Origin of the sequence: Methylobacterium sp. Leaf93, from assembly GCF_001422345.1 — a bacterium.
GTDB lineage: Bacteria > Pseudomonadota > Alphaproteobacteria > Rhizobiales > Beijerinckiaceae > Methylobacterium > Methylobacterium bullatum.
Genome location: NZ_LMMS01000001.1, coordinates 33,404 through 56,936 on the forward strand (window position 1 = coordinate 33,404; position 23,533 = coordinate 56,936).

Sequence of the window (23,533 nt, forward strand, 5' to 3'; positions counted from 1 at the left end):
GACACATGCGACTTCTCTTCCTCGGCGATGTGGTGGGCCGCCCCGGCCGCAACGTGGTGATGGACCGGCTGCCGAAGCTGCGCGAGCGCTGGCGCCTCGATTGCGTGGTCATCAACGGCGAGAACGCGGCCGGCGGCTTCGGCATCACCGAGGCGATCTGCGACGAACTCCTCCAGGCGGGCGCCGATGCGGTGACGCTGGGCAACCATTCCTTCGACCAGCGCGAAGCCCTCGTCTTCATCCAGCGGCAGACGCGCCTCGTCCGCCCGGCGAACTACCCGCCCGGTACTCCGGGTCGCGGCGCCACCGTGGTGGAGACGCGGGGCGGCGCCCGCGTCCTCGTCCTCAACGTCATGGGCCGTATCTACATGGATGCGCTGGACGATCCCTTCGCCTCCGCCGAGCGCGAACTCTCCGCCTGCCCCCTTGGCGAGGTGGCGGACGCCGTCATCGTCGACGTCCATGCCGAGGCGACCAGCGAGAAGCAGGCCTTCGGCCACTTCCTCGACGGCCGCGCCAGCCTCGTCGTCGGCACTCATACCCACACCCCCACTGCCGACCACCGCATCCTCCCCGGCGGCACCGCCTACCTGTCGGATGCCGGCATGTGCGGCGATTACGATTCGATCCTCGGCATGCAGAAGGACGAGCCCCTGCGGCGCTTCCTGCAGAAGACCCCCGGCGCGCGCCTGGAAGCGGCCCAGGGCAAGGGCACGTTGTGCGGGATCGCCGTCGAGACCGACAATGCGACGGGACTCGCCACCATGGTCTCGGCGGTCCGCCTCGGCCCGCATCTCGAAGAAACCTGGCCCCGCTCCTGGGATTAGGCAGGGCGCGGGCGAAACTCGAATCGGCGCTACTGATGGCTTCTGCGCCCGAAAGGCAACCTTGACGAGTAGCCCGCCCTAGAACACAACTTAAAGAAGAGACTAGCAAAATCTCTCCTGGAGGTTGCAAACTTGGCCGGGCCCGATTTCTCCCGCATCAATGCAGCCATCCGCCGCGCAGGCGCCCAGTGGGATTCGGGACCCACAACACTCAGCGAGTTCTACGACGCGAGTGGACCGGCGACCGAGCGGTTCGGCTTGTCCTTTGATCCGGAACGCGCGAAGCGCGCGGTCCTCGAAGCACGAAACGCTGAATCGGCACTGTTCAAAGTCGTCGCTCCTCCCCCGTCGCATCTCGACTGGCGAAACGTGAGCGGGAAAAACTACGTCACGCCGATCAAGGACCAGTCGCATTGCGGCTCCTGCGTCGCCTTCGCGACATGCGCCTCCATTGAGAGCCGCATGCTGATCGGCACCGGTCGTCCCGACGGATCCATCGATCTGTCCGAAGCGCACCTGTTCTATTGCGGCGCGCCGAATTCTTGTGATGTGGGTTGGTTCTATACCAAGGCCCTGGCCTTCGCGAAGAAGCCGGGGATCGGTCTGGAGGTCGATTTTCCCTACGTGGCGGGCAACCAGCCGTGCCGCAACATCCGACCCGTGGTGACCGTCCCGCGCTATCAGACAGCAGCATCTCAGATCGCCCGCAAGCAAGCGCTCCAAAAGGGACCGGTCATCGGAGGGTTCCGCGTCTACCAAGATTTCTACACCTACCGCAGTGGCATCTATACCCATGTCACCGGCGACGTTCTCGGCTGGCATGCGGTCTGTATCATCGGATACGATGATACTCACCAATGCTGGATCGCGAAGAACAGCTGGGGAACGGGCTGGGGCGAGCAGGGATTCTTCCGCATCGGTTTTGGTGAATGCGGCATCGATTCCGACGTTCTGTTCTATGATCCGGAGATCGCTCTTCTCAGGCCCGACATCGCGGCATCGACACCTCCGCGGCGCCGCTCGAAAGTCTCCGCATGAAGACAGAGGGATAGGTCTCCGGCTCGAACGAGGGACTTGTCTGCGGGCAAGCCGGTACGCGATAAGGAATCGCACTGGAGGGAACCGCAATGGAGCTTGAGCGGCGCGGCCCGATCAAGGCGTGTTCTGGCGACACGATCGAGGTGTCCGCCCCCGGTGAGGGAATCGGGGGCTTTCTCTGGCATGCCGAGGTATCGCAGCAGGCGGCGACGATCGTGAGCGAGGCCTTGGGGCCGGCGGGGGAAGGCGTCGGGGCGACGCGAGAAAAGGTCTTTCGCGTTCGCCTGGAGCAGCCCGGTGATACGACCGTCCGCCTCGTCCAGAAGCGTCCCTGGGAATCGACTCCGAGCCGTATTATCGAGGTGCCGATTCGGTGTGCCTAGCGACCCGATCTCTGTTCGGGATAGACCGTGGGATTATCGACCCGAACCGCCGGAGTCGATCCCATGTGCCGCACGCCCTATTCCGTGCATAGACACGATTCGATCTGTGCCATGAAGTCGTGCCGCTTGATCGCGGACGGCTATGCGTCGAATGTGAGCGCACCTCAGCTTGAGCGCACGCACGGCGCTCTTCGTTTCCACAGCTAGACGCATGGTCTGAGACCAACGTCTTCAGAGTCCCCGACAACCCATGGCGACCCGCTCCGCGACTGCCCCCCTGAGCCGCCCGGGCATTTACCTGATCCGGATGCTGGTCTTCCTGACCCTGGTCGGGTTTCTCGCCTTCGTCCTGTTCCGGCAGATCACGCCGGCCTTCCTCGCCAATGCCGGGTTGAACGGGCTGATCCTCGGCGTCCTCCTCATCGCGATCCTGCTCGCCTTCGGGCAGGTGATCCGCCTCTTCCGCGAGGTCGCCTATGTCAACGCGGTCGCGGCCGGTGAGGGGTCGGCGAAGCCGCCCTCGCTCTTGGCGCCCCTCTCCCCCGCGATCCTGGCGCGCCGCGAGGGAACGACGCAGGCCGGCATCCGCTCCTATCTCGACACCGTGGCTGCCCGCCTCGACGAGGGCCGCGAGATCCTGCGCTACATCGCCGGGCTGCTGATCCTGCTCGGCCTGCTCGGCACCTTCTGGGGCCTCATCGACACGCTGAGCGCGGTGGGCAGCGTGATCCAGAGCATGCGCGGCGGCGGCGAAGCCAGCGCGATGTTCGACGAGTTGAAGAACGGGCTCGCCAAGCCGCTCTCAGGCATCGGGCTCGCCTTTTCGGCCTCGCTGTTCGGCTTGTCGAGCTCCCTCGTCACCGGGTTCCTCGACCTCCAGGCGGGCCAGGCCCATGCTCGCTTCCACAACGAACTGGAAGATTGGCTGGTCTCCGGCGAGGAGCAGGCCGCAGCCACGCGCCCCGTCGCGGCACAGGAGCCGGCCTCGGCCCGCGAACTCACGGAGGCGGTGGACCGGCTCTCGGCCATCGTCTCGGAAGGCGCCAATGGCCGGGTGGCGACCCAGGCGATGACCAACCTCGCCGAGGGTATCCAGGGTCTCGTCCAGCACATGCGGGCCGAGCAGCAGATGATCCGCGACTGGGTCGAGGCGCAGGCGACGCGAGAGCGTGAACTCAAGCAGGTGCTCGACCGGCTCGGCCGCGAGAAGACCTGATGGCCTCGCTGCGCACGCGCCGAGACCGGAGCCTCAACGTCTGGCCGGGCTATGTGGACGCCCTGGCGACGCTGCTGCTCGCCGTCGTCTTTCTGCTGACGATCTTCGTCGTCGGGCAGTTCTTCCTGTCCCAGGAGATCACCGGCCGCGATTCGGTGCTGAACCGGCTCAATCGCCAGATCGCCGACCTCACAGACCTCCTGGCGCTGGAACGCTCCACGCGCCGGGCGCAGGAGGAGAAGGCCTCGAACCTGCGCACCACGCTGCTGGGCACCGAGGCCGAGCGCGACAAGCTGAAGGAACAGGTCGGCGCCGCCGCGAGCGGCGACAACCGCCAGGGCGAGCTCGACAAGCAGCTGGTGGCCGAGCGCGCCACCAATGCCCGCGCCGCGTCGCAGATCGATCTCCTCAACGATCAGATCGGTGCCATGCGCCGCCAGCTCGCCGCCCTGGAGGATGCGCTGGCCGCGAGCGAGAGCCGCGACCGTGAAAGTCAGGCTCGCATCGCCGATCTCGGCAGCCGCCTCAACGTGGCCCTCGCCCAGAAGGTGCAGGAACTGGCGCGCTACCGCTCCGACTTTTTCGGCCGCCTGCGCCAGATTCTCGGCGCCCGCAGCGACATCCGCGTGGTCGGCGACCGGTTCGTCCTGCAATCGGAGGTGCTGTTTCCGGCGGGCTCGGCGAGCCTGAAGCCCGAGGCGGCGCCCGAGCTCGACCGGATCGCCACGGCCATTCTCGATCTGTCGAAGCAGATCCCGGCGGACATTCCCTGGGTCCTGCGTGTCGACGGGCATACCGATTCCCGCCCCATCGCCAGTTCGCAATTCCCGTCGAATTGGTCGCTTTCGGCGGCCCGCGCCATCGCCGTGGTCCAGTACATGGCGGGCAGGGGCATACCGCCCCAGCGCCTGCTCGCCGCCGCTTTCGGTGAATTCCAGCCCATCGAGGCCGGCACCAGCGACGACGTCTACGCCCGCAACCGCCGCATCGAGCTGAAGCTCACCGAACGTTAAGGCGGGCCCCCTACCGCAGAGGGGCCAGAGCCACCGCCCAGACGACGAAGGCGCCGGAGAGCAACCCGAAGGCCATGAATTCCACCGCGCCGGTCAGGATCATCCGCTTGAGCATTGTGATCGCCTCTCGTTGACGCGACGATCTTTGTTCTTGTTTTGTTCCATGTAAAGCGGGTATTCCGCTCGTCCCACAATGTGGTTAGCACGCGGTTAATACCGGATATCGACAAGTCTGACTCATCGAGGCCTCTCCGCGGGACAGCGCGGCGGCGGTCGTCCGCCGGACCTCACTGACCCTGACCTATGGGTCAAGGTCAGTGAGACTTGGTTTAACATGCGGACGGGGCGCGGTGCCCAACCCCATGCGCCTGGCCTCTACGGTCTACTCCGCCTCCCGAAACGCTCACCTCACACCGGGCGAGGGATCCTCGCGATCGCCCATCGGACTTCGTGTGAAAGCGGACAAATAGTCCTTCCCGCGCAACCCGTTCGACTCTCAAGCACTTGAAAGGACAATCAGGGCGAAGAACCGCGAATAACACTCCATTCTCGGCCAGTTTCGCTATCTTATGTGAACGGTCGAATGCGAATACATCTCGTCGCCATCGGTTCTCATGGCGACATCCTTCCGTTTCTAGCCATTGGCGCGGAATTTCTCTGTCGCGGATATGATGTGATCCTGGCCGCACCCGCCCCGTTCGCGGATCACGCCGCGCGGATCGGCCTGCCCTTCCATTCCCTCGGGGACGATTGCGACTACCGCCGCATCACCGCCGACCCCGAACTCTGGCATCCACGCCGGGGGGCCGCCGCCCTGTTCGGAAACATGGCCGCCGCCACCGAGCAGACCTATCGCTGGATCGCCGCGAACGCGCGCAAGGGCCAATCGATCGTGGTCGCCTCGACGCTTGCCTTCGGCGCACGCGTGGCACAGGAGAAGCTGCGCCTTCCCGTCATCACGATCCATGCGATGCCTCTGCTGATGGAGAGCCGTTATGCCTCCCCGATCCTGCCGGGCGTGCCGCTGCCCGCCTGGACTCCGTCCCGGGTTCGCCACTGGGTCGGCCGGGGCGCCGACAAATACGTGATCGGCCCGGCCGCCCTGCCGACCATCAATGCGTTTCGGCAGGAACTCGGCCTCAAACCCGTGCGTCGGCTGCGCTACTGGTGGAACAGCCCGTCCCGTGTCCTGCTGCTTTTTCCCGACTGGTTCGCGGCCTCGCAGCCGGATTGGCCCCAGCAGGCCATGCATGTGGGCTTTCCCATTGCTGATCGCTTCGGCGACACGGACCGCCTCGCGCCCCGTCTCACGCGATTCCTGAAGGGCGGGGATGCCCCTCTGGTCTTCACCTATGGGTCGGCCATGCGCCAGGCATCGGGCTTCTTCCGAACCGCCCTCGCCATCTGCGAGCGTCTGGGGCGGCGGGGCGTGCTGCTCGCTCCGGAGCATGGTCAGGTTCCCGAGTCCCTGCCGGAGACCCTGATCCATGTCCCCTACGCGCCGCTCAGCGTCCTGCTGCCCCGGTCGGCGGCGTTGATCCACCATGGCGGGATCGGCACCGTGGCGCAGGCTTTGGCCGCCGGCACGCCGCAGATGATCGTTCCGGTGGCGTTCGACCATTTCGACGAGGCGGCGCGCGTGAAGCGCCTCGGCGCCGGGATGAGCCTGAGCCGGCGCCGTTTCACGCCCGCGCGCGGCGCGCGCCGGCTTCGCCGCCTGCTGGCCTCGGCCGAGGTGGCGCGAGCCTGCGGAGATCTCAGGCTGCGCCTCGACGGGCTAGACGGAGTCGCCGCCGCCTGCGACGCGATCGAGCAGATGGCGCCCCGCCGGCGTGACGGAGGCAGGGCCGTCCGGCCTTAGGCCAGCTGCTCGATCAATCCGTCCCGGATGGTGACGCGCCGGTCCATGCGGGCGGCAAGCTCCATGTTGTGGGTGGCCACGAGCGCGGCGAGGCCCGAGGCGCGGACCAGCGAGACGAGGATGCCGAAGACATGCGCCGCCGTGTGCGGGTCGAGGTTGCCGGTGGGCTCGTCGGCCAACAGCAGGCGCGGGCCGTTGGCGACGGCCCGCGCGATGGCGACGCGCTGCTGCTCGCCGCCCGACAATTCGGCCGGGCGGTGGACCAGACGCTCCTTCAGGCCGAGGAAGCTCAGAAGCTCGGTGGCGCGCGCCTTGGCCTCCTTTGCCCCGAGGCCACGGATGAGCTGGGGCATCACCACGTTCTCCAGGGCCGAGAATTCCGGCAGGAGATGGTGGAACTGATAGATGAAGCCCATCTCCTCGCGGCGGAAACGCGTGCGCTCGGCATCGGGCATCGCCGCGGTGGGCTGGCCGCCGATATAAACCTCGCCCCCATCGGGTCGCTCCAGCAGGCCAGCGAGATGCAGAAGCGTCGATTTTCCGGCCCCCGAGGGTGCCACGAGCGCCACGAGTTCGCCGGGCCAGATCGCGAGATCGGCCCCCCGCAGGATGTCGAGGGCTCCCGTCCCTTGCGTGTAGCGGCGTTCGACTTTGGCGAAGAATAGGGCCGGGACCGGCGGCGCGCCGGCCTCGTCGGCAGAGGTGGTCATGATGGTTGAATCTCCCCTCAGCCGTAACGCAGGGCCTGCACCGGATCGAGCCGGGCGGCGCGCCAGGAGGGATAGAGCGTCGCCACGAGCGACAGGGCGATGGAGGTGAGGACCACCACGGTGATCTCACCGGAATTCATTTCGGCGGGGATCTCGGCGAGGAACCGCACGGTCGGGTCCCAGGCGGAGGGGAACAGCACCCGCTGGATCGGCTTGATGTTGAGGGTGATGAGCGTTCCGAGAGCCAGCCCGCCCAGCGTCCCGACCACGCCGATGAGCGCCCCGTTGATGAGGAAGACCCGCATCACCGTGCCGGGCGTGGCGCCCATCGTCCGCAGGATCGCGATATCGCTCGACTTGTCGCGCACCAGCAGGATCAGGCCGGAGACGATGTTGAGGGTCGCCACCACGACGATCAGGCTGAGGATGAGGAACATCACGTTCCGCTCGACCTCCAGCGCCCCGAAGAAGGTTCGGTTGCGCTGGCGCCAGTCGGTGAGAAGAACGGGACGCTCTGCCGCCATCTCGAGATCCGGGCGCAGCTGCGCCACGGCATCGGCATTGTCGAGATAGACCTCGATCAGGCTGACGTCGCTGTCTCGGTTGAAGAAGGCCTGGGATTCGGCGAGCGGCATGAACACGAAGGTGGCGTCGAACTCGGTCATGCCGATCTCGAAGATCGCCTTGACCGTATAGGCCTTGGTGCGCGGCGCGGTGCCGAACGGTGTCGTCGCGCCCTTAGGCGTGGACAGGGTGATCTGGTCGCCGGCCTGCAGGCCCAGCGATTCGGCGAGCCTCCGGCCGATGGCGACCCCGGTGCCGTCGTCGAACCCGTCGAGCGTGCCGCCCCGGATGGTCTTGGCGATGGACCCGATGGAATCGATGTCCTCGCCCCTGATGCCGCGCACCAGCACGCCGCTGCCGCCATAGGGCGACGAAGCGAAGGCCTGACCTTCCACGAGGGGAATCGCCGAGCGGACGCCGGCGACCTTGGAGAGGCGGTCGGAGAGATCGACGTAATCGGTGAACAGCTTGTCGATGGGCGTGACGAAGACGTGGCCGTTGATACCGACGATCTTCGAGAGCAGTTCGGTACGGAACCCGTTCATCACCGAGAGCACGATGATGAGGGTGGCGACCCCCAGGGTGATGCCAAGGACGGAGAAGAAGGCGACGACGGAGACGCCGCCGCCGCGCCGCCGGGCGCGGAGATAGCGCCCGGCGATGATCCACTCGAAGGCCGCGAAGGGCGGCGTGCTGCCGCGCTTGAACAGGCCGGAGAGACCCGCCAGCCGTTCCTTCACCGTCTCTGCCAGAGCCATACCGGCCTCAGCTCCGCTTCAGGCGCGAGATCAGGTCGATGGGAGCCACGCTCTCGCGCTCGCCGCCGGAGCGCCGCTTGATCTCGACCTTGCCCTCGGCGAGGCCGCGCGGACCCACCACGACCTGCCAGGGCAGGCCGATGAGGTCGGCGGTGGCGAATTTGGCGCCGGGACGCTCGTCACGGTCGTCGTAGAGCACCGTCAGGCCGCTGGCCTCGAGGTTGGCCTGGATCTCGGCACAAGCCGCGTCGGTGGCCGCGTCGCCGGTCTTGAGGTTGATGAGGGCGACGTCGAAGGGCGCCACGGAATCCGGCCAGATGATGCCGGCCTCGTCGTGCGAGGCCTCGATGATCGCCGCAACCAGCCGGCTCGGGCCGATGCCGTAGGAACCCATATGCACGGGGCGGTCGACGCCGTCCGGCCCGGTGACCTTGGCACCCATGGCCTCGGAATACTTGGTGCCGAAGTAGAAGATGTGCCCGACCTCGATGCCACGCGCGGCCATCTGCTTGTCCTCGCCGACTTCGGCGAAGGCGGCGGGCTCGTGCATCTCTGAGGTGGCGGCGTAGAGCGAGGTCCAACGGTCCACGGTGCCCTGGAGGCCGGCGACGTCGTCGAAATCGGTGGTCACCGGCGGGACGTCGAAATCAAGATACTGCTTGTCGCAGAACACCTCGCTCTCGCCGGTCTGGGCCAGGATGATGAATTCGTGGCTGAGATCGCCGCCGATCGGGCCGGTATCGGCGCGCATGGGGATCGCTTTGAGGCCAAGGCCGGCGAAGGTGCGTAGGTAGGCAACAAACATCTTGTTGTAGGCGTGCCGGGCCGCCGCCTGATCGATATCGAACGAGTAGGCGTCCTTCATCAGGAATTCGCGCGAGCGCATGGTGCCGAAGCGCGGCCGCACTTCGTCACGGAACTTCCATGAGATCTGGTAGAGGTTCTTCGGCAGGTCCTTGTAGGAGCGTACGCTGCCGCGGAAGATCTCGGTGATCACTTCCTCGGCGGTGGGGCCGAACAGCATCTCGCGGTCGTGCCGGTCGGAAATGCGCAGCATCTCCTTGCCGTAGGCCTCGTAGCGGCCGGATTCCTTCCACAACTCCGCCGACTGGATCGACGGCATCAGCAGTTCGATGGCGCCGGACCGATCCTGCTCCTCGCGGACCACCGCGCAGACCCTGTTGAGCACGCGCAGGCCCAGGGGCAGCCAGGCATAGATGCCCGCAGCTTCCTGACGGATCAGGCCGGCCCGCAGCATCAGGCGGTGGGAAACGATCTCCGCCTCCTTGGGCGTCTCGCGTAGGGTCGGCAGGAAATAGCGGGAGAGACGCATCGGGAACCCTGGATCGTTTTGGAGCGCGATCGTACCGCGCATCGTTGCGGGGCACACAACACATTGCATCGAGAAAAGACAAGCGCTGCGCGGCTTAGCGAAAGCCCCGCATGGTCACGGAAGTAGGTCGCAGGCGAAAATGGAGCGCAAACCCGCCAACTCTTGCAAAAAAACGCCAGGAATCATCTCCGAAGGCGTGACAATGCGCAATCCAGTTCCTATAAGCGCCCCCGTGATGGTCGCGACGCCCGGAGAGGCAGCGCGAGGTCCGAGTCTCGGGAGGAAATTTCAGCCGCCACGCCGTCAGAAATGCGTGAGATAAAATAGGCTGACACGTCATCTGTCGTCTCAAAAGCAAGGCTCGCGCCTTGCTTTTTTTATGGCCGAAGCGGACTCGCGGATATGGGGGCAGGCCGAACCGGTCCGCCACCCGATCGCGGCGCTACAGCCCCGACAACTCGAAGATCGGGATCACCACGAGAAACACGAGGCTGGCGAGCAACGTCGTCCAGATCGCCTTCTCGAGCAGACGCGGCGCCGCGGGCGCCCCCGGATCCTGCCCCGGCACAATCCGCGACGGATCGGTCTCGACCTGATTGCGGAGCGGCAGGATGACGAAGAGCAGCGTCCACCACACCACGAAATACAGGGCGAAGGCCCCGAACACCGTCAGCTTGAACAATACCACCGCCAAAGCCGCCACGGCCGAGACGATGACGACCATGGTGGTCAGCGTGCGCCAGACCGTCGCCGAGACGGTCTGAACGAGGGCGCTCACGCCGCTCACACCTGCTCCAGCTCGACGAGGGTGCCGAGGAAGTCCTTGGGGTGGAGAAACAGCACCGGCTTACCGTGGGCGCCGATTTTCGGCTCGCCGGTGCCGAGGACGCGGGCGCCCTGGGCCTTCAGCTTGTCGCGGGCTGCGATGATGTCGTCCACCTCGTAGCAGACATGGTGCACGCCGCCGTTCGGGTTGCGGTCCACGAAGCTCTCGATGGGCGAGCCCTCGCCCAGCGGCGACATCAGCTCGACCTTGCTGTTGGGCAGGTTCACGAAGACCACCGTGACGCCGTGCTCCGGCTGCGGCAGGGGCTCGGTGACCGTGGCGCCGAGGGTGTCACGATAGATGGCACAGGCCGCGTCGAGGTCGCGCACGGCGATGGCCACGTGGTTCAGGCGTCCAATCATGGTTTGCTCCCTCTTTTTAATGACCCGCCACGCGAAAGATCCCTCTCCCCTCTGCGGGAGAGGGTGGCCCGCGAATGCGGGTCGGGAGAGGGGCCCCCTATCCGGAGAGGTCGTCCCCTCTCCCGGTCGCTCCGCGACCACCCTCCCCCGCAAAAGGGGGAGGGTCAAAGCGCACTCACACCTCCACGACCTGCACGTGGCAGGCGGGCTTCTTGCCCCAGGCCTCGTTCACGGCCGAGCGGATCGCCCGGTCGACCGCCTTCTCAACGGCTTCGGCATCCTTGCGCTTCTGCTTCGACAGGCCGCTGAGCGTACGTGTCACCGCCTCGACGGCGACGTCGAGCATCGGCTGACCGTTCTTGCCGCGGTTGGGCAAGCCCATGATGTCGATGGCAGGCTCGCCGAGAACCTCGCCCTGGACGTCGATGGCGATGGCCACCGACACGACGCCAGATTGCGACAGCTTGCGCCGCTCGGGGATGGCGCGGTCCTTGGCGTCGATGAGGATGTTGCCATCCTTGAACAGGCGCCCGGCCTTCACGTGCTCGACGATCTCCGGCATGCCGGGGGCGAGGCGCACGACGCTGCCGTTGCGGGCCTTGACCACGTTGCCGACGCCCTGGGCTAGGGCGAAACGGGCGTGCTCGTCGAGATGCAGCGCCTCGCCGTGGACGGGAATCGCGGTCCTCGGCCGGGTCCAGGCATACATCTCGGCCATCTCGTCGCGGCGGGGATGGCCCGAGACGTGGACGAGCTTCGTTCGGTCGGTGACCACCTCGATGCCGGCATTGATCAGGTCGTTGATGATCGCGCCCACCGCCCGCTCGTTGCCGGGAATGGCGCGAGACGAGAAGATCACACGGTCGCCGGCGGCCAGCGTCACGTCGGGATGATCGTCGCGGGAGACCCGGGCCAGCGCCGCGCGCTCCTCGCCCTGCGAGCCGGTGAGCAGGCAGACCACCTTGTCGCGGGGCAGGTAGCCGTAGCTATCGGCGGAGCGGAAATCGGGAAGGCCGTCGAGGAAGCCGCATTCGCGGGCGACGCCGATGACCCGGTCCATGGCCCGCCCGACGGCGATAACCTCGCGGCCGCAATCGCGTGCCGCTTCGGCCACCGCCCGCATACGGGCGACGTTGGAGGCGAAGGTGGTGACGGCGACCCGGTGCGGTGCTTCGGCGATCAATTCACGCAAGGTGGCGGCGACCTCGGCCTCACTCGGGCTGCGGCCCTCGCGCACGACGTTGGTCGAATCGCTGATCATGGCGAGGATGCCCTCGTCGCCCAGCTTGCGGAACGAGGCTTCCGAGGTGACGTCGCCGAGGATCGGCGTGGCGTCGAGCTTCCAATCGCCCGTATGCAGGACGAGGCCGTGCGCCGTGCGGATGGCGACGGCGTTCGATTCCGGGATCGAGTGCGAGACGGGGACGTATTCAATCTCGAACGGACCGACGGTCACCGGCTTGTGGGCCGCGATCTCGCGCAGGATCACCTTCGGCGCGCCCGGCTCGCTGAGACGGCGCGCCTCGAGCAGGTTCTTGGCAAAGCGCGTGGCGTAGACCGGAGCCTTAAGCTTGGGCCACAATTCACCGATCGCGCCGATATGGTCCTCGTGCGCGTGGGTAATGAAGATGGCGAGGAGGTCGTCCTTGCGCTCTTCGATGAAGCTCAGATCGGGGAACATCAGGTCGATGCCCGGGAAGCCCTCTTCCCCGGCAAAGCCCATCCCGCAATCGACCATGATCCATTTCCGGCGCTTCTCCGGCCCGAAGCCGTAGAGCGCCGCATTCATGCCGATCTCGCCCACGCCGCCGAGCGGCACGAAGACGAGTTCGTCTTGCCCTGTCGTCATCACTGTCAAACCTCAAGCCGCCGTCGCGGCCGAACCCAAATGCACCTCGCCCGCCGTCACGGTCCGTCGCGTCCCATCATCCGATCGGACGACGAGCCGCCCCGCCTCGTCGATCGTCTCGAAAATTCCATGCACGATCTCGCCGCCGATCCGCACCGAGACCGGTGCGCCGATTCCGGCGGCGTCGTCGAGCCAAAGCCGGCGGATCGATGAGAATCCGCCGCCCCGGCTCCAGAGTCGCGCTGCAACGACGATCTCGTCCGACAGGTAATCGAACAGATCCTCGGCGCGCGTTTCGTACGAACTCTGACTGAGGCTTGTCGCGGGATAAGGCAAGTCCTGCGGTGACGCGGCTACGTTGACGCCAAAGCCGATCACCGCCGATCTGCGCCCGCCGGGATGAGTCTCCGCTTCCAGAAGCAGACCCGCGAGCTTCGCGCTGGAGACCAGAACGTCGTTGGGCCATTTCAGCCGGAAGGGGCTCGCACCACCAACTTCCCCACCGCCGACCTCATCCTGAGGTGATTTGATTAGTCGTTCAGGGTGAGATGGTCTGATCGTTCGCTTCAGAGCCGCGATCAGCGCGACGCCTGCGACGAAACCCAAGCTCGGCACCTGGACTGGATCCACGTCCGAAACCGGCCAGAGCAGGCTGGCGGTGAGGTTGCCGGGCAGGGAGGCCCAGGCGCTTCCCCTGCGGCCGCGCCCCGCCTCCTGCCGGAGCGCGACGACCCAGAGCGGCCCCCTCTCGCCCTGGCGCGCGAGCTCCATTGCCTGGGTGTTGGTGGAGCCTAGGCTCTCGTGAACGTGAAGACGATGCCCGGCGGCCTTGGCCGCCGGGCCGAGGCGATATCCCGACACAATCCTAGAACAGCGACTTGGCCGCGGCCCCCGCCGCGCTGACCAGAGGAGACGGCACGAGGAAGAACAGCACCACCACCGCACTCGACAGGCCGAGCACGATGCGCAGTCCCGGCGCCATGGTCTCGTAGGGGGCCTGGGGCTCGTCGAAATACATCACCTTGACGAGGCGCAGGTAATAGAACGCGCCGACCACGGAGGTGACGACACCGACGACCGCGAGACCGACGAGATCGGCCTTTATGGCGGCGGCGAAGACGTAAAACTTGCCGAAGAACCCGGCCAGCGGCGGAATGCCGGCAAGCGAGAACATCATCGCTGCAAGGCAGAAGGCCAGGACCGGATGCGTGCGCGAGAGGCCGGAGAGGTCGTCCACCGTCTCGTACATCTGCCCGCCGCGTCGCAGGGACAGGAGCACGGCGAAGGCGCCGAGCGTCATGGCGAGATAGATGATCATGTAGATCACCACGCCGCGAATCCCATCCTCCGAGGCGGCGGCGAGGCCGATCAGCGCGTAGCCGATATTGCCGATGGAGGAATACGCCATCAGTCGCTTGATCGAGCGCTGGCCGATGGCGGCGAAGGAACCGAGCGTCATCGACGCGATGGCGACGAAGACGATGATCTGCTGCCAGATCGACGTCACGTCCGGGAAGGCTCCGATGAAGACCCGCACGGTCATGGCGACGGCAGCCATTTTCGGCGCCGAGGCGAAGAACGCCGTCACCGGTGTCGGCGAACCCTCGTAGACGTCCGGCGTCCACATGTGGAACGGCACGGCGGACATCTTGAAGGCGACTCCGGCGGCCACGAACACAATGCCGAGCACGATGCCGATGCCGGCATTGTCGTTGAGCGCTGAGACGATTCCGGGGAAGGAGACCGTTCCGGTGAAGCCGTAGACCAGCGACGAGCCGTAGAGCAGCATGCCTGAAGACAAGGCGCCGAGAACGAAGTATTTCAGCCCGGCTTCCGTCGATTTCAGGTTGTCGCGGTGGAAGGCGGCGATGACATAGGCCGCCAGCGACTGCAATTCGAGGCCGAGATAAAGGGCGATCAGGTCGTTGGCCGAGGCCATCACCATCATGCCGATGGTGCAGAGCACGATCAGGATCGGGAACTCGAACCGGTCGATGCGCTCGCGCTGGAAATAGTCGCGCGACAGCAGGATCGTGGCCGCCGAGCCGATCAGGATCAGCGCCTTCATCACCTTCGAGAAATTGTCGACGATGAACGACCCGTTGAGGGTCGTGACCTTCGCGCCCGACTGCGACACGACCACGAAGAAGGCGAGAATCAACAGGATGAGCGCGCCGACATTGACGGTCTCGACAGAGCGCTCGCCCCGGAAGGCGCCGTAGAGGATCAGCCCCAGCACGCCGATCGCGAGGATCAGCTCCGGCATCACCGGCGAAAGCGAGGGCAGGACGGCCTGGATAGCGGTCATCTGACGTAGACCTTCAGCGCGCGACGGGCGGAAGAACCGCCGCGGTCTGCGTGTTCGAGAGCGCGGTCTTCATGCTCTGCATCAGCGCCTCCGTGGAGGGGGCGAAGGTGTCGAGGATGGGCGCGGGATGCACGCCGTAATAGATCGTCAGGGCGACGAGCGGCGCGATGATGATCTTCTCCCGCAGGTCGAGATCAAGGATACCCTGGAGGTTGGGCTTCTCGAGCTTGCCGTAGATCACCCGGGCATAGAGCCACAGGGCGTATCCGGCCGAGAGGATGATACCGAACACGGAGAATAAGGCGACGGTGGGGTTGGCCTTGAAGGCCCCCATCATGGCCAGGAACTCACCGACGAAGCCCGACGTGCCGGGAAGGCCGACATTGGCCATGGTGAACACCATCATGGCCGCAGCATAGAGCGGCATGCGCTTCACGAGGCCGCCATAGGCCGCGATCTCGCGGGTGTGCATCCGGTCGTAGACCACGCCGACGCAGACGAAGAGCGCGCCCGAGACAATGCCGTGCGAGATCATCAGGAACAGGGCGCCCTGGATGCCCTGCTCGTTGAGGGTGAACAGGCCCAGGGTCACGAAACCCATATGCGCCACCGACGAATAGGCGATGAGCTTCTTGATGTCGGTCTGCATCAGCGCGATCAGCGACGTGAAGATGATCGCGATGACCGAGAGGGCGAAGACCATCGGTGCGAAATAGGAGCTGGCATCCGGGAACATCGGCAGCGAGATCCGGATGAAGCCGTAGCCGCCCATCTTGAGCAGGATGCCGGCGAGGATCACCGAACCGGCGGTGGGCGCCTCCACGTGGGCGTCGGGCAGCCAGGTATGGACCGGCCACATCGGCATCTTCACCGCGAAGGAGGCGAAGAAGGCGAGCCACAGCCAGTATTGCATGCCGACGGGGAAGCGGGTGTGCAGCAGGGTCGGGATGTCGGTGGTGCCGGCGTGCCAATACATCGCCATGATGGCGAGGAGCATCAGCACCGAGCCGAGCAGGGTGTAGAGGAAGAACTTGAAGCTCGCGTAGATCCGGCGTTTTCCGCCCCAGATCCCGATGATGAGGAACATCGGGATCAGGCCGGCCTCGAAGAACAGATAGAACAGCACGAGGTCGAGGGCCTGGAACACGCCGATCATCGTCGTCTCGAGGACGAGGAAGGCGACGAAATACTCCTTCACCCGCGTGTTCACCGAGAGCCACGACGCGCCGATGCAGAACGGCATCAGGAACGTGGTCAGCAGGATCAGGGGCATCGAGAACCCGTCGACGCCGAGCTTGAACTTGATCGTCTCGGCGAGCCAGCCGTGGGTCTCCACGAGCTGGAAGCTCGACGTCGACGGATCAAACCGGCCCCATGCCACGAGGCTGAGGAGGAAGGTGACGATGGTGGTCGCGAGTGCTGCCCAGCGGGCGTTGCGCTTCACGCTCTCGGATTCATCGCCGAGGGACAGGATGAAGGCCGCGCCGCAGAGCGGTACGATCAGCAAGCCTGAGAGAATGCCGAGGCCGAACATCTAGCGGGCACTCCGATACGAGTTGGCGACCGTCATTGCGTGAGACATCAGTGTCCGACCTTCGGCAGGCCGGTCAGCATGTACCAGCTGATGATCGCGGCGACGCCGATGAGCATGACGAAGGCGTAGTGGTAAACGTAGCCGGTCTGGAGCCGGACCACGCCGCGGGTGACATCGAGCACGCGGGTGGCTATCCCGTCGGGGCCGAGCCCATCGATGACGCGCCCGTCGCCCTCCTTCCAGAGGAACTTGCCGAAGTTCTTGGCCGGCCGGACGAAGATGCGCTCGTAGAGTTCGTCGAAATACCACTTGTTGAGCAGGAATTGGTACAGGCTCGGCTGCTGCGCGGCGAGCTGGCCGGGCAGTTCCGGCCGGCGGATATACATCCAGAAGGCCAGCAGGAAGCCGATCACCAGCATGATGAAGGGCGAGTAAGCGACCAGCGCCGGCACCGAATGGATGTCGTGCATGATGTGGTTGTCGGGGCCATGGCCGAGGGCATGTCCCCAGAACGACTCCATGCCCTCGCCGATGAAGCGGTTCTTGAAGATCAGACCGGCGAACAGGGCGCCGAAGGCGAGGATCGCCAGCGGGATCGTCATCACCAGCGGGCTCTCATGCGGCGTGTGCGCATGATCGTGGTGCTCGATGGCGCTGTGCGAGGCCGGCTCCACGTCGTGGCCCTTGTCGTCATGGGCGACGCCTTCGTGGTGGCCCGGCGCGCCGTCCGCCTGGACCGCCGCGTGATGGTCGTCATGATGATCGGAGCCGTGACCGGCCCAGCGCGCCGGCCCTTCGAAGGTCATGAAGAACAGCCGCCAGGAATAGAACGAGGTCATCAGGGCGGCGATGACGGTGGCCAGGAAGGCCAGCGTGTGGCCCGGCCGCGTCGAGGCGTAGGCCGCCTCGATGATCGCATCCTTCGAGTAGTAGCCAGCAGTGAAGGGGAAGCCGATCAGCGCGAGGGTGCCGATGGTCATCATCGCCGAGGTGAAGGGAATGTAGCGGCGCAAAGCGCCCATGTTCCGCATGTCTTGCTCGTGGTGCATCGCGTGGATGACCGAGCCGGCGCCGAGGAACAGCAGCGCCTTGAAGAAGGCATGGGTGAAGAGGTGGAACACGGCCGCCGAGTAGGCGCCGACGCCCAGCGCCACGAACATGTAGCCGAGCTGCGAACAGGTCGAGTAGGCGATGACCCGCTTGATGTCGTTCTGCACCATGCCGATCGTGGCCGCGAAGAAGGCTGTGATACCGCCGATGATCGTGACGACGATGAGGGCGTTGGGCGCCACCTCGAACAGGGGCGACAGGCGCGCCACCATGAAGACGCCTGCGGTGACCATGGTCGCGGCATGGATCAGGGCGGAGACCGGGGTCGGCCCCTCCATGGCGTCGGGGAGCCATGTGTGGAGCAGGAACTGCGCCGACTTGCCCATGGCGCCCATGAACAGGAGCAGGCACGCCAGGGTCATGGCGTTCCAGTCGTAGCCGAGGAAGTGGAAGGTGGCGTCCTTGAACTCGGCGGCGCGCGGCAGGATGCCGTCGAAGGCCACCGAACCGAACAGGACGAAGACGAGGAAGATGCCGAGCGAGAAGCCAAAATCGCCGACGCGGTTGACGATGAATGCCTTCATCGCCGCCGCATTGGCCGAAGGCTTCTCGTACCAGAACCCGATCAGCAGGTAGGAGGCGAGGCCGACGCCTTCCCAGCCGAAGAACATCTGCACGAGGTTATCGGCCGTCACCAGCATCAGCATGGCGAAGGTGAACAGCGACAGGTAGGCGAAGAAGCGGGGCCGGTGCGGATCCTCCGCCATGTAGCCCACGGAGTAGAGGTGGACGAGGGTCGAGACCGTCGTCACGACCACCAGCATCACCACGGTGAGTGTGTCGATCCGGAACGCCCAGTCGACCACGAGGTCGCCGGCGGTGAACCATGTCGCCACCTGCACGCGGGTGGCGTGGTCCGAGCCCGGTACCTCGAAGAAGGCGCCCCAGGACAGGAGGGCGGAGAAGGCGAGGAAGCCGGTGGTGATGTACTCGCACACGCGAGGGCCGAGCTGGCGGCCGAACAGGCCGGCGAGCAGGGCACCGATGAGCGGGAAGAAGACGATCGCGTGATACATCGCTGGCTGGCCCGGCCTCCGGAAGCGTGCCGGATGACCGGCCTCGCTCCATTCTCGTCAATGGGATCGCGCGGGGTGCCGCGCGGCTCGGCTTGGGGAAGATCAGCCCTTCATCATGTTCACGTCCTCCACCGCGATGGAGCCGCGGTTTCGGAAGAAGACGACGAGGATGGCGAGCCCGATGGCCGCCTCCGCCGCCGCTACCGTGAGCACGAACAGGGCGAAGACCTGGCCGGTGATGTCGTTGAGATGGGTGGAGAACGCCACGAGGTTGATGTTCACCGCGAGCAGGATGAGCTCCACCGACATCAGGATGACGATGATGTTCTTGCGGTTCACGAAGATGCCGAGCACGCCGAGCGTGAACAGGATCGCCGCCACCGTGAGATAATGGCTCAAGCCGATCATGAGCGCTGATCCTTCTGCAGAGCCGACATCAGACCTCGACACCCTGGCGCGAGGGCACCTTGCGGGTCTCCACCGCCATCTCCTGCGTCCGCGCGTTCTGCACGGAGATGTTCTGGCGCTTCACGCCCGGCCTGTCGCGCAGGGTGAGCACGATGGCACCGATCATCGCCACCAGCAGGATGAGCCCGGCCAGCTGAAAGTAGAAGACGTAATCCGTGTAGAGCACGCGCCCGAGCATCTGGGTGTTGGTGACGCCCTCGACACTGGCGAGCGGACCCAGCGGCGCCTGCATCAGGCCAGGATCGATCGTCCAGGAGCCCACCACGAGCAGGAGCTCGATCAGGAAGACGGCCCCGATCAGCGCCCCCACGGGGAGGTATTGCTGGAAGCCCTGGCGCAGCTGCGCGAAATCCACGTCGAGCATCATCACGACGAAGAGGAACAGAACGGCGACCGCGCCGACATAGACCACCACGAGGATCATTGCGAGGAACTCGGCGCCCATCAGGACGAACAGGCCCGCCGCGTTGACGAAGGTCAGGATGAGGAAGAGCACCGACGCGACTGGATTGCGCGAGGTGATCACCATGAACGCGGACGCGATCGCGATGCCGGCGAACAGGTAGAAGAAGGCTGCGGCTGCACTCATGCGACTATGGAGATCAGCCGTCCCGAGGACGGCCCCTTCTGCCGAAATTCAAACCAGCCCGTGCAGGCCGCCCGTCTATAGAACCCACCCCTGCGGCGCACAACCGCCGGTGCTCCCGTCATCACCGGTATGGCGCGTCCACCGCGATGTTGCGCGCGATCTCGCGCTCCCAGCGGTCGCCGTTCAGGAGCAGCTTGTCCTTGTCGTAGAGAAGCTCCTCGCGGGTCTCCACGGAGAATTCGAGATTCGGCCCCTCGACGATGGCATCCACCGGGCAGGCCTCCTGGCACATGCCGCAATAGATGCACTTCACCATGTCGATGTCGTAACGCGTGGTGCGCCGCGTGCCGTCGTTGCGGCGCGGGCCGGCCTCGATGGTGATGGCCTGCGCCGGGCAGATCGCCTCGCACAGCTTGCAGGCGATGCACCGCTCTTCCCCGTTGGGATAGCGGCGTAGCGCGTGCTCGCCGCGGAATCGCGGACCGCGATGCCCCATCTCGAAAGGGTAGTTGATCGTGGCCTTGGGTTTGAAGAAGTAGCGCATGGCGAGGGCGAACCCCGACACGAACTCCTTCAGCAGCAGACCCTTGGCGACCTGATCGAGCTTCATGGCGCGATCTCCCTTATGCGTTGCATCATGCCCCCGGCGCGAGGCCAGTGAGCTTGAGGACGAAGGCGACGACGACGACCGAGACGAGCGAGAGCGGAAGGAACACCTTCCAGCCGAGGCGCATGAGCTGGTCGTAGCGGTAGCGCGGCACCATGGCCTTCACCATGGCGATCATGAAGAACAGGAAGCTCGCCTTCAGGGCGAACCAGATCAGCCCCGGCACCCAGGTGAAGGGCGCGAACGGGATCGGCGAGAGCCAGCCGCCGAGGAACAGCACCGTTCCGAGCGCACACATGGTCATGATCGCCACGTACTCGCCGAGCATGAAGAGCAGGTACGGCGTCGAGGAATACTCGACCATGTAGCCCGCCACGAGCTCCGATTCGGCCTCCGGCAGATCGAAGGGGGGCCGGTTGGTCTCGGCGAGCGCCGAGATGAAGAACACCACGAACATCGGGAACAGCCATAGCCAGTACCAGCCGAGGATGCCCAGCGCGGTGTCCTGCGCCATGACGATGCGCGAGAGGTTGAGCGAGCCGGCGCAGAGCAGGACGCAGATGATGACGAAGCCGAGGGACACTTCGTAGGAGATCATCTGCGCGGCGGAGCGCAGGGCGCCGAGGAACGCGTATTTCGAGTTCGACGCCCAGCCGCCCATCAGCACGCCGTAGACGCCCAAGCTGGAGATCGCAAAAATGTACGTAATGCCGACATTGAGATCGGCGATGGCCCAGCCTTCCGCCAGCGGGATCACCGCCCAGCCCGCCAGGGCCAGGGTGGCGAAGACCAGGGGCGCCAGCAGGAACAGCGCCTTGTTGGCACCGGCCGGGATCACCGGCTCCTTCAGTACGAACTTCAGAAGATCGGCGAAGGATTGCAGCAGGCCCCAGGGACCGACCACGTTGGGGCCGCGCCGCAGCTGCACCGCCGCCCAGATCTTGCGATCGGCCAGCAGCGCGTAGGCGATGAAGACGAGAAGCAGCGCCAGGAGCACAAAGCTCTTGAGCACCAGAAGCAGGACGGTGCCGACGATTTCCAGCATGGTCGGCAGCCCCTATTCCGCCGCTTCGAGGCCGCGCGTCCGCGCGAGGCTCGAACATTCGGCCAGAACCCGCGAGGCGCGGGCGATGGCGTTGGTGAGATAGAAATCCGGCACCGCGGACACGAAAGCCGAGCGGTTCGCCTCGCCGCCGAGACCCGCCAAAGTCTCCACCGTGGCGACGACGTCGCCCGGCGCCACCGCGTCGAGGGCGGCGAAATGCGGATATTCCGCATAGAGCGCACGCCGCAGGGCGCCGAGGGAATCGAAGGCCAGACGCTTGCCGAGAACGTCGGACAGGGCGCGCAGGATCGCCCAATCCTCGCGGGCGTCGCCCGGCGGGAAGCCGGCGCGGTTTGTGATCTGCACCCGGCCTTCGAGGTTCACGAAGGTGGCGTTCTTCTCGGTATAGGCGGCGCCTGGCAGGATCACGTCGGCGCGGGTGGCGCCACGGTCGCCGTGGGTGCCCTGGTAGATCACGAAGGCGCCGGCACCGATCTCGATCTCGTCGGCGCCGAGGTTGAACAGCACGTCCAGGGCGCCCGGCTCGGCCATCGCGGCGAAGTCGAGCCCCCCCTCCCCCGGCACGAAGCCGAGATCGAGGGCGCCGACGCGGGCGGCGGCGGTCTGGAGCACGGCGAAACCGTTCCATTCCGGGCTCACGGCGCCGACGTCCTTGGCGAGCTTGGCCGCCGCCGCGAGGATGGCGGCTCCGTCCGGACGGGACAGCGCCCCGGTGCCGACGATGACGAGGGAGCGGCTCGCACCCTTCAGCACTTCGGCGAAGCTGTGATGGCCGGCGGCGATGTCAGCCAGGGTCTCGGGGCCGGCGCCGAGATAGGTGTGGGGATAGGTGAGATCCACGGCCTCACCGATGAGGCCTACCGCCAGCGGCGCCATCCGCCAGCGCTTGCGGATGCGCACGTTGAGGAGCGAGGCTTCGAGGCGCGGATTGGTTCCGACCAGGAGAATCGCGTCCGCATCCTCGATCCCCGGGATGGTGGGATTGAAGGTGTAGGCGGCCCGGCCCCAGGCGGGGTCGATCGCCTCCCCGGCCTGACGGCAATCGAGATTGGTCACGCCGAGCGACCCCATCAGGGTCTTCAGGGCATAGATCTCCTCCACGGCGGCGAGATCGCCGACGATGGCGCCGACGCGCTTCGGATCGGCGCTTTTCGTCTTCGCGGCGATGGCGGCGAAGGCCTCCCCCCAGGAGGCGGGCCGCAAGCGGCCGTTCTCGCGCAGATACGGCCGGTCGAGGCGCTGGGCGCGCAGGCCGTCCACCGCGTGGCGGGTCTTGTCGGAGATCCACTCCTCGTTGATGTCCTCGTTGACGCGCGGCTCGATCTGCATGACCTCGCGGCCGCGGGCATCGACGCGGATGGCGCAGCCGACGGCATCCATCACGTCGATGGATTCGGTCTTCGACAGCTCCCAGGGCCGCACCTCGTAGCTCTGCGGCTTATGGACGAGGGCGCCCACCGGGCAGAGGTCGGCGACGTTGCCCTGGAGTTCCGAGCCCATGGCGCTCTCGAGATAGCTCGTGATCTCCATGTCCTCGCCGCGGCCGATGGCGCCGAGATCCGGCACGCCGGCGACTTCCGCCAGGAAGCGGACACAACGGGTGCAATGGATGCAGCGGTTCATGGCGGTCCGCACCAGCGGGCCGATGTACTTCTCCTCGACCGCCCGCTTGTTCTCGCCGTAGCGAGTCGAATCGACACCGTAGGCCATCGCCTGATCCTGCAGGTCGCAATGGCCGCCCTGGTCGCAGATCGGGCAATCGAGCGGGTGGTTGATGAGGAGGAACTCCATCACCCCCTCACGGGCCTTCTTCGTGGTTCCCGACCGGGTCAGGATCTCCGGCGGCTCGCCATTGGGGCCGGGGCGGCAATCCTTCACCGCGTAAGCGCAGGAGGCCACGGGTTTTGGCGCGCCCTTCAACTCGACGAGGCACATGCGGCAATTGCCGGCGATGGACAGCCGCTCGTGGAAGCAGAAGCGCGGGATTTCCGCGCCCGCGACTTCGCAGGCCTGCAGCAGGGTGTACTCGGCCGGAACATCGACCTCGGTGCCGTCGACGATGAGCTTGGTCATGCGTGCTTCTCGGTGTCGAACA

The 23,533-nt window shown here is 65.9% G+C and carries 20 protein-coding genes; 5 read left to right on the forward strand and 15 right to left on the reverse strand.

Annotated features, from left to right (window positions below):
* The first annotated feature begins 5 nt into the window (after window positions 1–5).
* The 5 genes from ASF26_RS00175 (at window position 6) to ASF26_RS00200 (ending at window position 6,338) form a co-directional block, all read left to right on the forward strand.
* Entirely contained in the window at window positions 6–827 is an 822-nt protein-coding gene (locus ASF26_RS00175; protein ID WP_056247842.1) for a TIGR00282 family metallophosphoesterase, read from the forward strand.
* Window positions 828–959: 132 nt separating this feature from the next.
* Entirely contained in the window at window positions 960–1,865 is a 906-nt protein-coding gene (locus tag ASF26_RS00180; protein WP_056247845.1) for a C1 family peptidase, read from the forward strand.
* Between the two features lie 633 nt (window positions 1,866–2,498).
* A complete protein-coding gene (locus ASF26_RS00190) occupies window positions 2,499–3,464 on the forward strand; it encodes a MotA/TolQ/ExbB proton channel family protein (RefSeq protein ID WP_056247849.1) in 966 nt (321 codons plus the stop codon).
* A complete protein-coding gene (locus ASF26_RS00195) occupies window positions 3,464–4,477 on the forward strand; it encodes a peptidoglycan -binding protein (protein ID WP_056247853.1) in 1,014 nt (337 codons plus the stop codon). Before ASF26_RS00190 ends, ASF26_RS00195 begins: the two co-directional genes overlap by 1 nt.
* 583 nt (window positions 4,478–5,060) lie before the next feature.
* Window positions 5,061–6,338, forward strand: a complete 1,278-nt coding sequence (locus tag ASF26_RS00200; RefSeq protein WP_056247856.1) for a glycosyltransferase — start codon at window positions 5,061–5,063, stop codon at window positions 6,336–6,338.
* Here ASF26_RS00200 and ASF26_RS00205 read toward each other — a convergent pair.
* The 15 genes from ASF26_RS00205 to nuoG form a co-directional block, all read right to left on the reverse strand.
* Window positions 6,335–7,048, reverse strand: coding sequence for an ABC transporter ATP-binding protein (locus ASF26_RS00205; RefSeq protein ID WP_056247861.1), 714 nt, complete (start codon window positions 7,046–7,048; stop codon window positions 6,335–6,337). The genes ASF26_RS00200 and ASF26_RS00205 overlap by 4 nt on opposite strands.
* Window positions 7,049–7,065: 17 nt before the next feature.
* Window positions 7,066–8,370: a lipoprotein-releasing ABC transporter permease subunit gene (locus ASF26_RS00210; protein WP_018042035.1), complete on the reverse strand. Its 1,305-nt coding sequence runs from the start codon at window positions 8,368–8,370 to the stop codon at window positions 7,066–7,068.
* 7 nt (window positions 8,371–8,377) lie between these two features.
* The gene (gene proS, locus ASF26_RS00215) at window positions 8,378–9,703 is read right to left on the reverse strand and encodes a proline--tRNA ligase (protein ID WP_018042034.1); all 1,326 of its coding nucleotides are present in this window, start codon (window positions 9,701–9,703) and stop codon (window positions 8,378–8,380) included.
* Between the two features lie 442 nt (window positions 9,704–10,145).
* On the reverse strand, window positions 10,146–10,490 hold the full coding sequence (locus tag ASF26_RS00220) for a DUF1467 family protein (protein ID WP_056247872.1): 345 nt from the start codon (window positions 10,488–10,490) through the stop codon (window positions 10,146–10,148).
* Complete coding sequence (gene mce / locus ASF26_RS00225; protein ID WP_056247874.1) at window positions 10,487–10,891, reverse strand: methylmalonyl-CoA epimerase; 405 nt, start codon at window positions 10,889–10,891, stop codon at window positions 10,487–10,489. Before mce ends, ASF26_RS00220 begins: the two co-directional genes overlap by 4 nt.
* Before the next feature lie 175 nt (window positions 10,892–11,066).
* A complete protein-coding gene (locus ASF26_RS00230) occupies window positions 11,067–12,740 on the reverse strand; it encodes a ribonuclease J (protein ID WP_056247875.1) in 1,674 nt (557 codons plus the stop codon).
* Between the two features lie 12 nt (window positions 12,741–12,752).
* A complete protein-coding gene (locus tag ASF26_RS00235; RefSeq protein ID WP_056247884.1) occupies window positions 12,753–13,601 on the reverse strand; it encodes a biotin--[acetyl-CoA-carboxylase] ligase in 849 nt (282 codons plus the stop codon).
* 4 nt (window positions 13,602–13,605) lie between these two features.
* On the reverse strand, window positions 13,606–15,048 hold the full coding sequence (gene nuoN / locus ASF26_RS00240) for an NADH-quinone oxidoreductase subunit NuoN (RefSeq protein WP_056247887.1): 1,443 nt from the start codon (window positions 15,046–15,048) through the stop codon (window positions 13,606–13,608).
* A gap of 13 nt (window positions 15,049–15,061) precedes the next feature.
* On the reverse strand, window positions 15,062–16,582 hold the full coding sequence (locus tag ASF26_RS00245; protein ID WP_056247891.1) for an NADH-quinone oxidoreductase subunit M: 1,521 nt from the start codon (window positions 16,580–16,582) through the stop codon (window positions 15,062–15,064).
* Between the two features lie 47 nt (window positions 16,583–16,629).
* On the reverse strand, window positions 16,630–18,708 hold the full coding sequence (gene nuoL / locus ASF26_RS00250; RefSeq protein ID WP_056247892.1) for an NADH-quinone oxidoreductase subunit L: 2,079 nt from the start codon (window positions 18,706–18,708) through the stop codon (window positions 16,630–16,632).
* 102 nt (window positions 18,709–18,810) lie between these two features.
* A complete protein-coding gene (nuoK, locus tag ASF26_RS00255; protein WP_018042026.1) occupies window positions 18,811–19,116 on the reverse strand; it encodes an NADH-quinone oxidoreductase subunit NuoK in 306 nt (101 codons plus the stop codon).
* Window positions 19,117–19,144: 28 nt separating this feature from the next.
* Complete coding sequence (locus tag ASF26_RS00260) at window positions 19,145–19,765, reverse strand: NADH-quinone oxidoreductase subunit J (protein WP_056247895.1); 621 nt, start codon at window positions 19,763–19,765, stop codon at window positions 19,145–19,147.
* Between the two features lie 121 nt (window positions 19,766–19,886).
* Window positions 19,887–20,375, reverse strand: coding sequence for an NADH-quinone oxidoreductase subunit NuoI (gene nuoI / locus ASF26_RS00265; RefSeq protein WP_018042024.1), 489 nt, complete (start codon window positions 20,373–20,375; stop codon window positions 19,887–19,889).
* A 25-nt stretch (window positions 20,376–20,400) separates the two neighbouring features.
* Window positions 20,401–21,417: an NADH-quinone oxidoreductase subunit NuoH gene (nuoH, locus tag ASF26_RS00270; RefSeq protein WP_056247897.1), complete on the reverse strand. Its 1,017-nt coding sequence runs from the start codon at window positions 21,415–21,417 to the stop codon at window positions 20,401–20,403.
* 12 nt (window positions 21,418–21,429) lie between these two features.
* Window positions 21,430–23,511: an NADH-quinone oxidoreductase subunit NuoG gene (nuoG, locus tag ASF26_RS00275; RefSeq protein WP_056247900.1), complete on the reverse strand. Its 2,082-nt coding sequence runs from the start codon at window positions 23,509–23,511 to the stop codon at window positions 21,430–21,432.
* Window positions 23,512–23,533 lie beyond the last annotated feature (22 nt).

Excerpts from the sequence above, each read along its gene's own strand:
- nuoK (WP_018042026.1), bottom strand. The coding sequence starts at position 19,116 with ATGATCGGCTTGAGCCATTATCTCACGGTGGCGGCGATCCTGTTCACG.
- ASF26_RS00205 (WP_056247861.1), bottom strand. The coding sequence starts at position 7,048 with ATGACCACCTCTGCCGACGAGGCCGGCGCGCCGCCGGTCCCGGCCCTA.
- mce (WP_056247874.1), bottom strand. The coding sequence starts at position 10,891 with ATGATTGGACGCCTGAACCACGTGGCCATCGCCGTGCGCGACCTCGAC.
- ASF26_RS00210 (WP_018042035.1), bottom strand. The coding sequence starts at position 8,370 with ATGGCTCTGGCAGAGACGGTGAAGGAACGGCTGGCGGGTCTCTCCGGC.
- nuoG (WP_056247900.1), bottom strand. The coding sequence starts at position 23,511 with ATGACCAAGCTCATCGTCGACGGCACCGAGGTCGATGTTCCGGCCGAG.
- proS (WP_018042034.1), bottom strand. The coding sequence starts at position 9,703 with ATGCGTCTCTCCCGCTATTTCCTGCCGACCCTACGCGAGACGCCCAAG.
- nuoN (WP_056247887.1), bottom strand. The coding sequence starts at position 15,048 with ATGACCGCTATCCAGGCCGTCCTGCCCTCGCTTTCGCCGGTGATGCCG.
- ASF26_RS00230 (WP_056247875.1), bottom strand. The coding sequence starts at position 12,740 with ATGACGACAGGGCAAGACGAACTCGTCTTCGTGCCGCTCGGCGGCGTG.
- ASF26_RS00190 (WP_056247849.1), top strand. The coding sequence starts at position 2,499 with ATGGCGACCCGCTCCGCGACTGCCCCCCTGAGCCGCCCGGGCATTTAC.
- ASF26_RS00175 (WP_056247842.1), top strand. The coding sequence starts at position 6 with ATGCGACTTCTCTTCCTCGGCGATGTGGTGGGCCGCCCCGGCCGCAAC.
- ASF26_RS00195 (WP_056247853.1), top strand. The coding sequence starts at position 3,464 with ATGGCCTCGCTGCGCACGCGCCGAGACCGGAGCCTCAACGTCTGGCCG.
- nuoL (WP_056247892.1), bottom strand. The coding sequence starts at position 18,708 with ATGTATCACGCGATCGTCTTCTTCCCGCTCATCGGTGCCCTGCTCGCC.
- ASF26_RS00260 (WP_056247895.1), bottom strand. The coding sequence starts at position 19,765 with ATGAGTGCAGCCGCAGCCTTCTTCTACCTGTTCGCCGGCATCGCGATC.
- nuoI (WP_018042024.1), bottom strand. The coding sequence starts at position 20,375 with ATGAAGCTCGATCAGGTCGCCAAGGGTCTGCTGCTGAAGGAGTTCGTG.
- nuoH (WP_056247897.1), bottom strand. The coding sequence starts at position 21,417 with ATGCTGGAAATCGTCGGCACCGTCCTGCTTCTGGTGCTCAAGAGCTTT.
- ASF26_RS00200 (WP_056247856.1), top strand. The coding sequence starts at position 5,061 with ATGCGAATACATCTCGTCGCCATCGGTTCTCATGGCGACATCCTTCCG.
- ASF26_RS00245 (WP_056247891.1), bottom strand. The coding sequence starts at position 16,582 with ATGTTCGGCCTCGGCATTCTCTCAGGCTTGCTGATCGTACCGCTCTGC.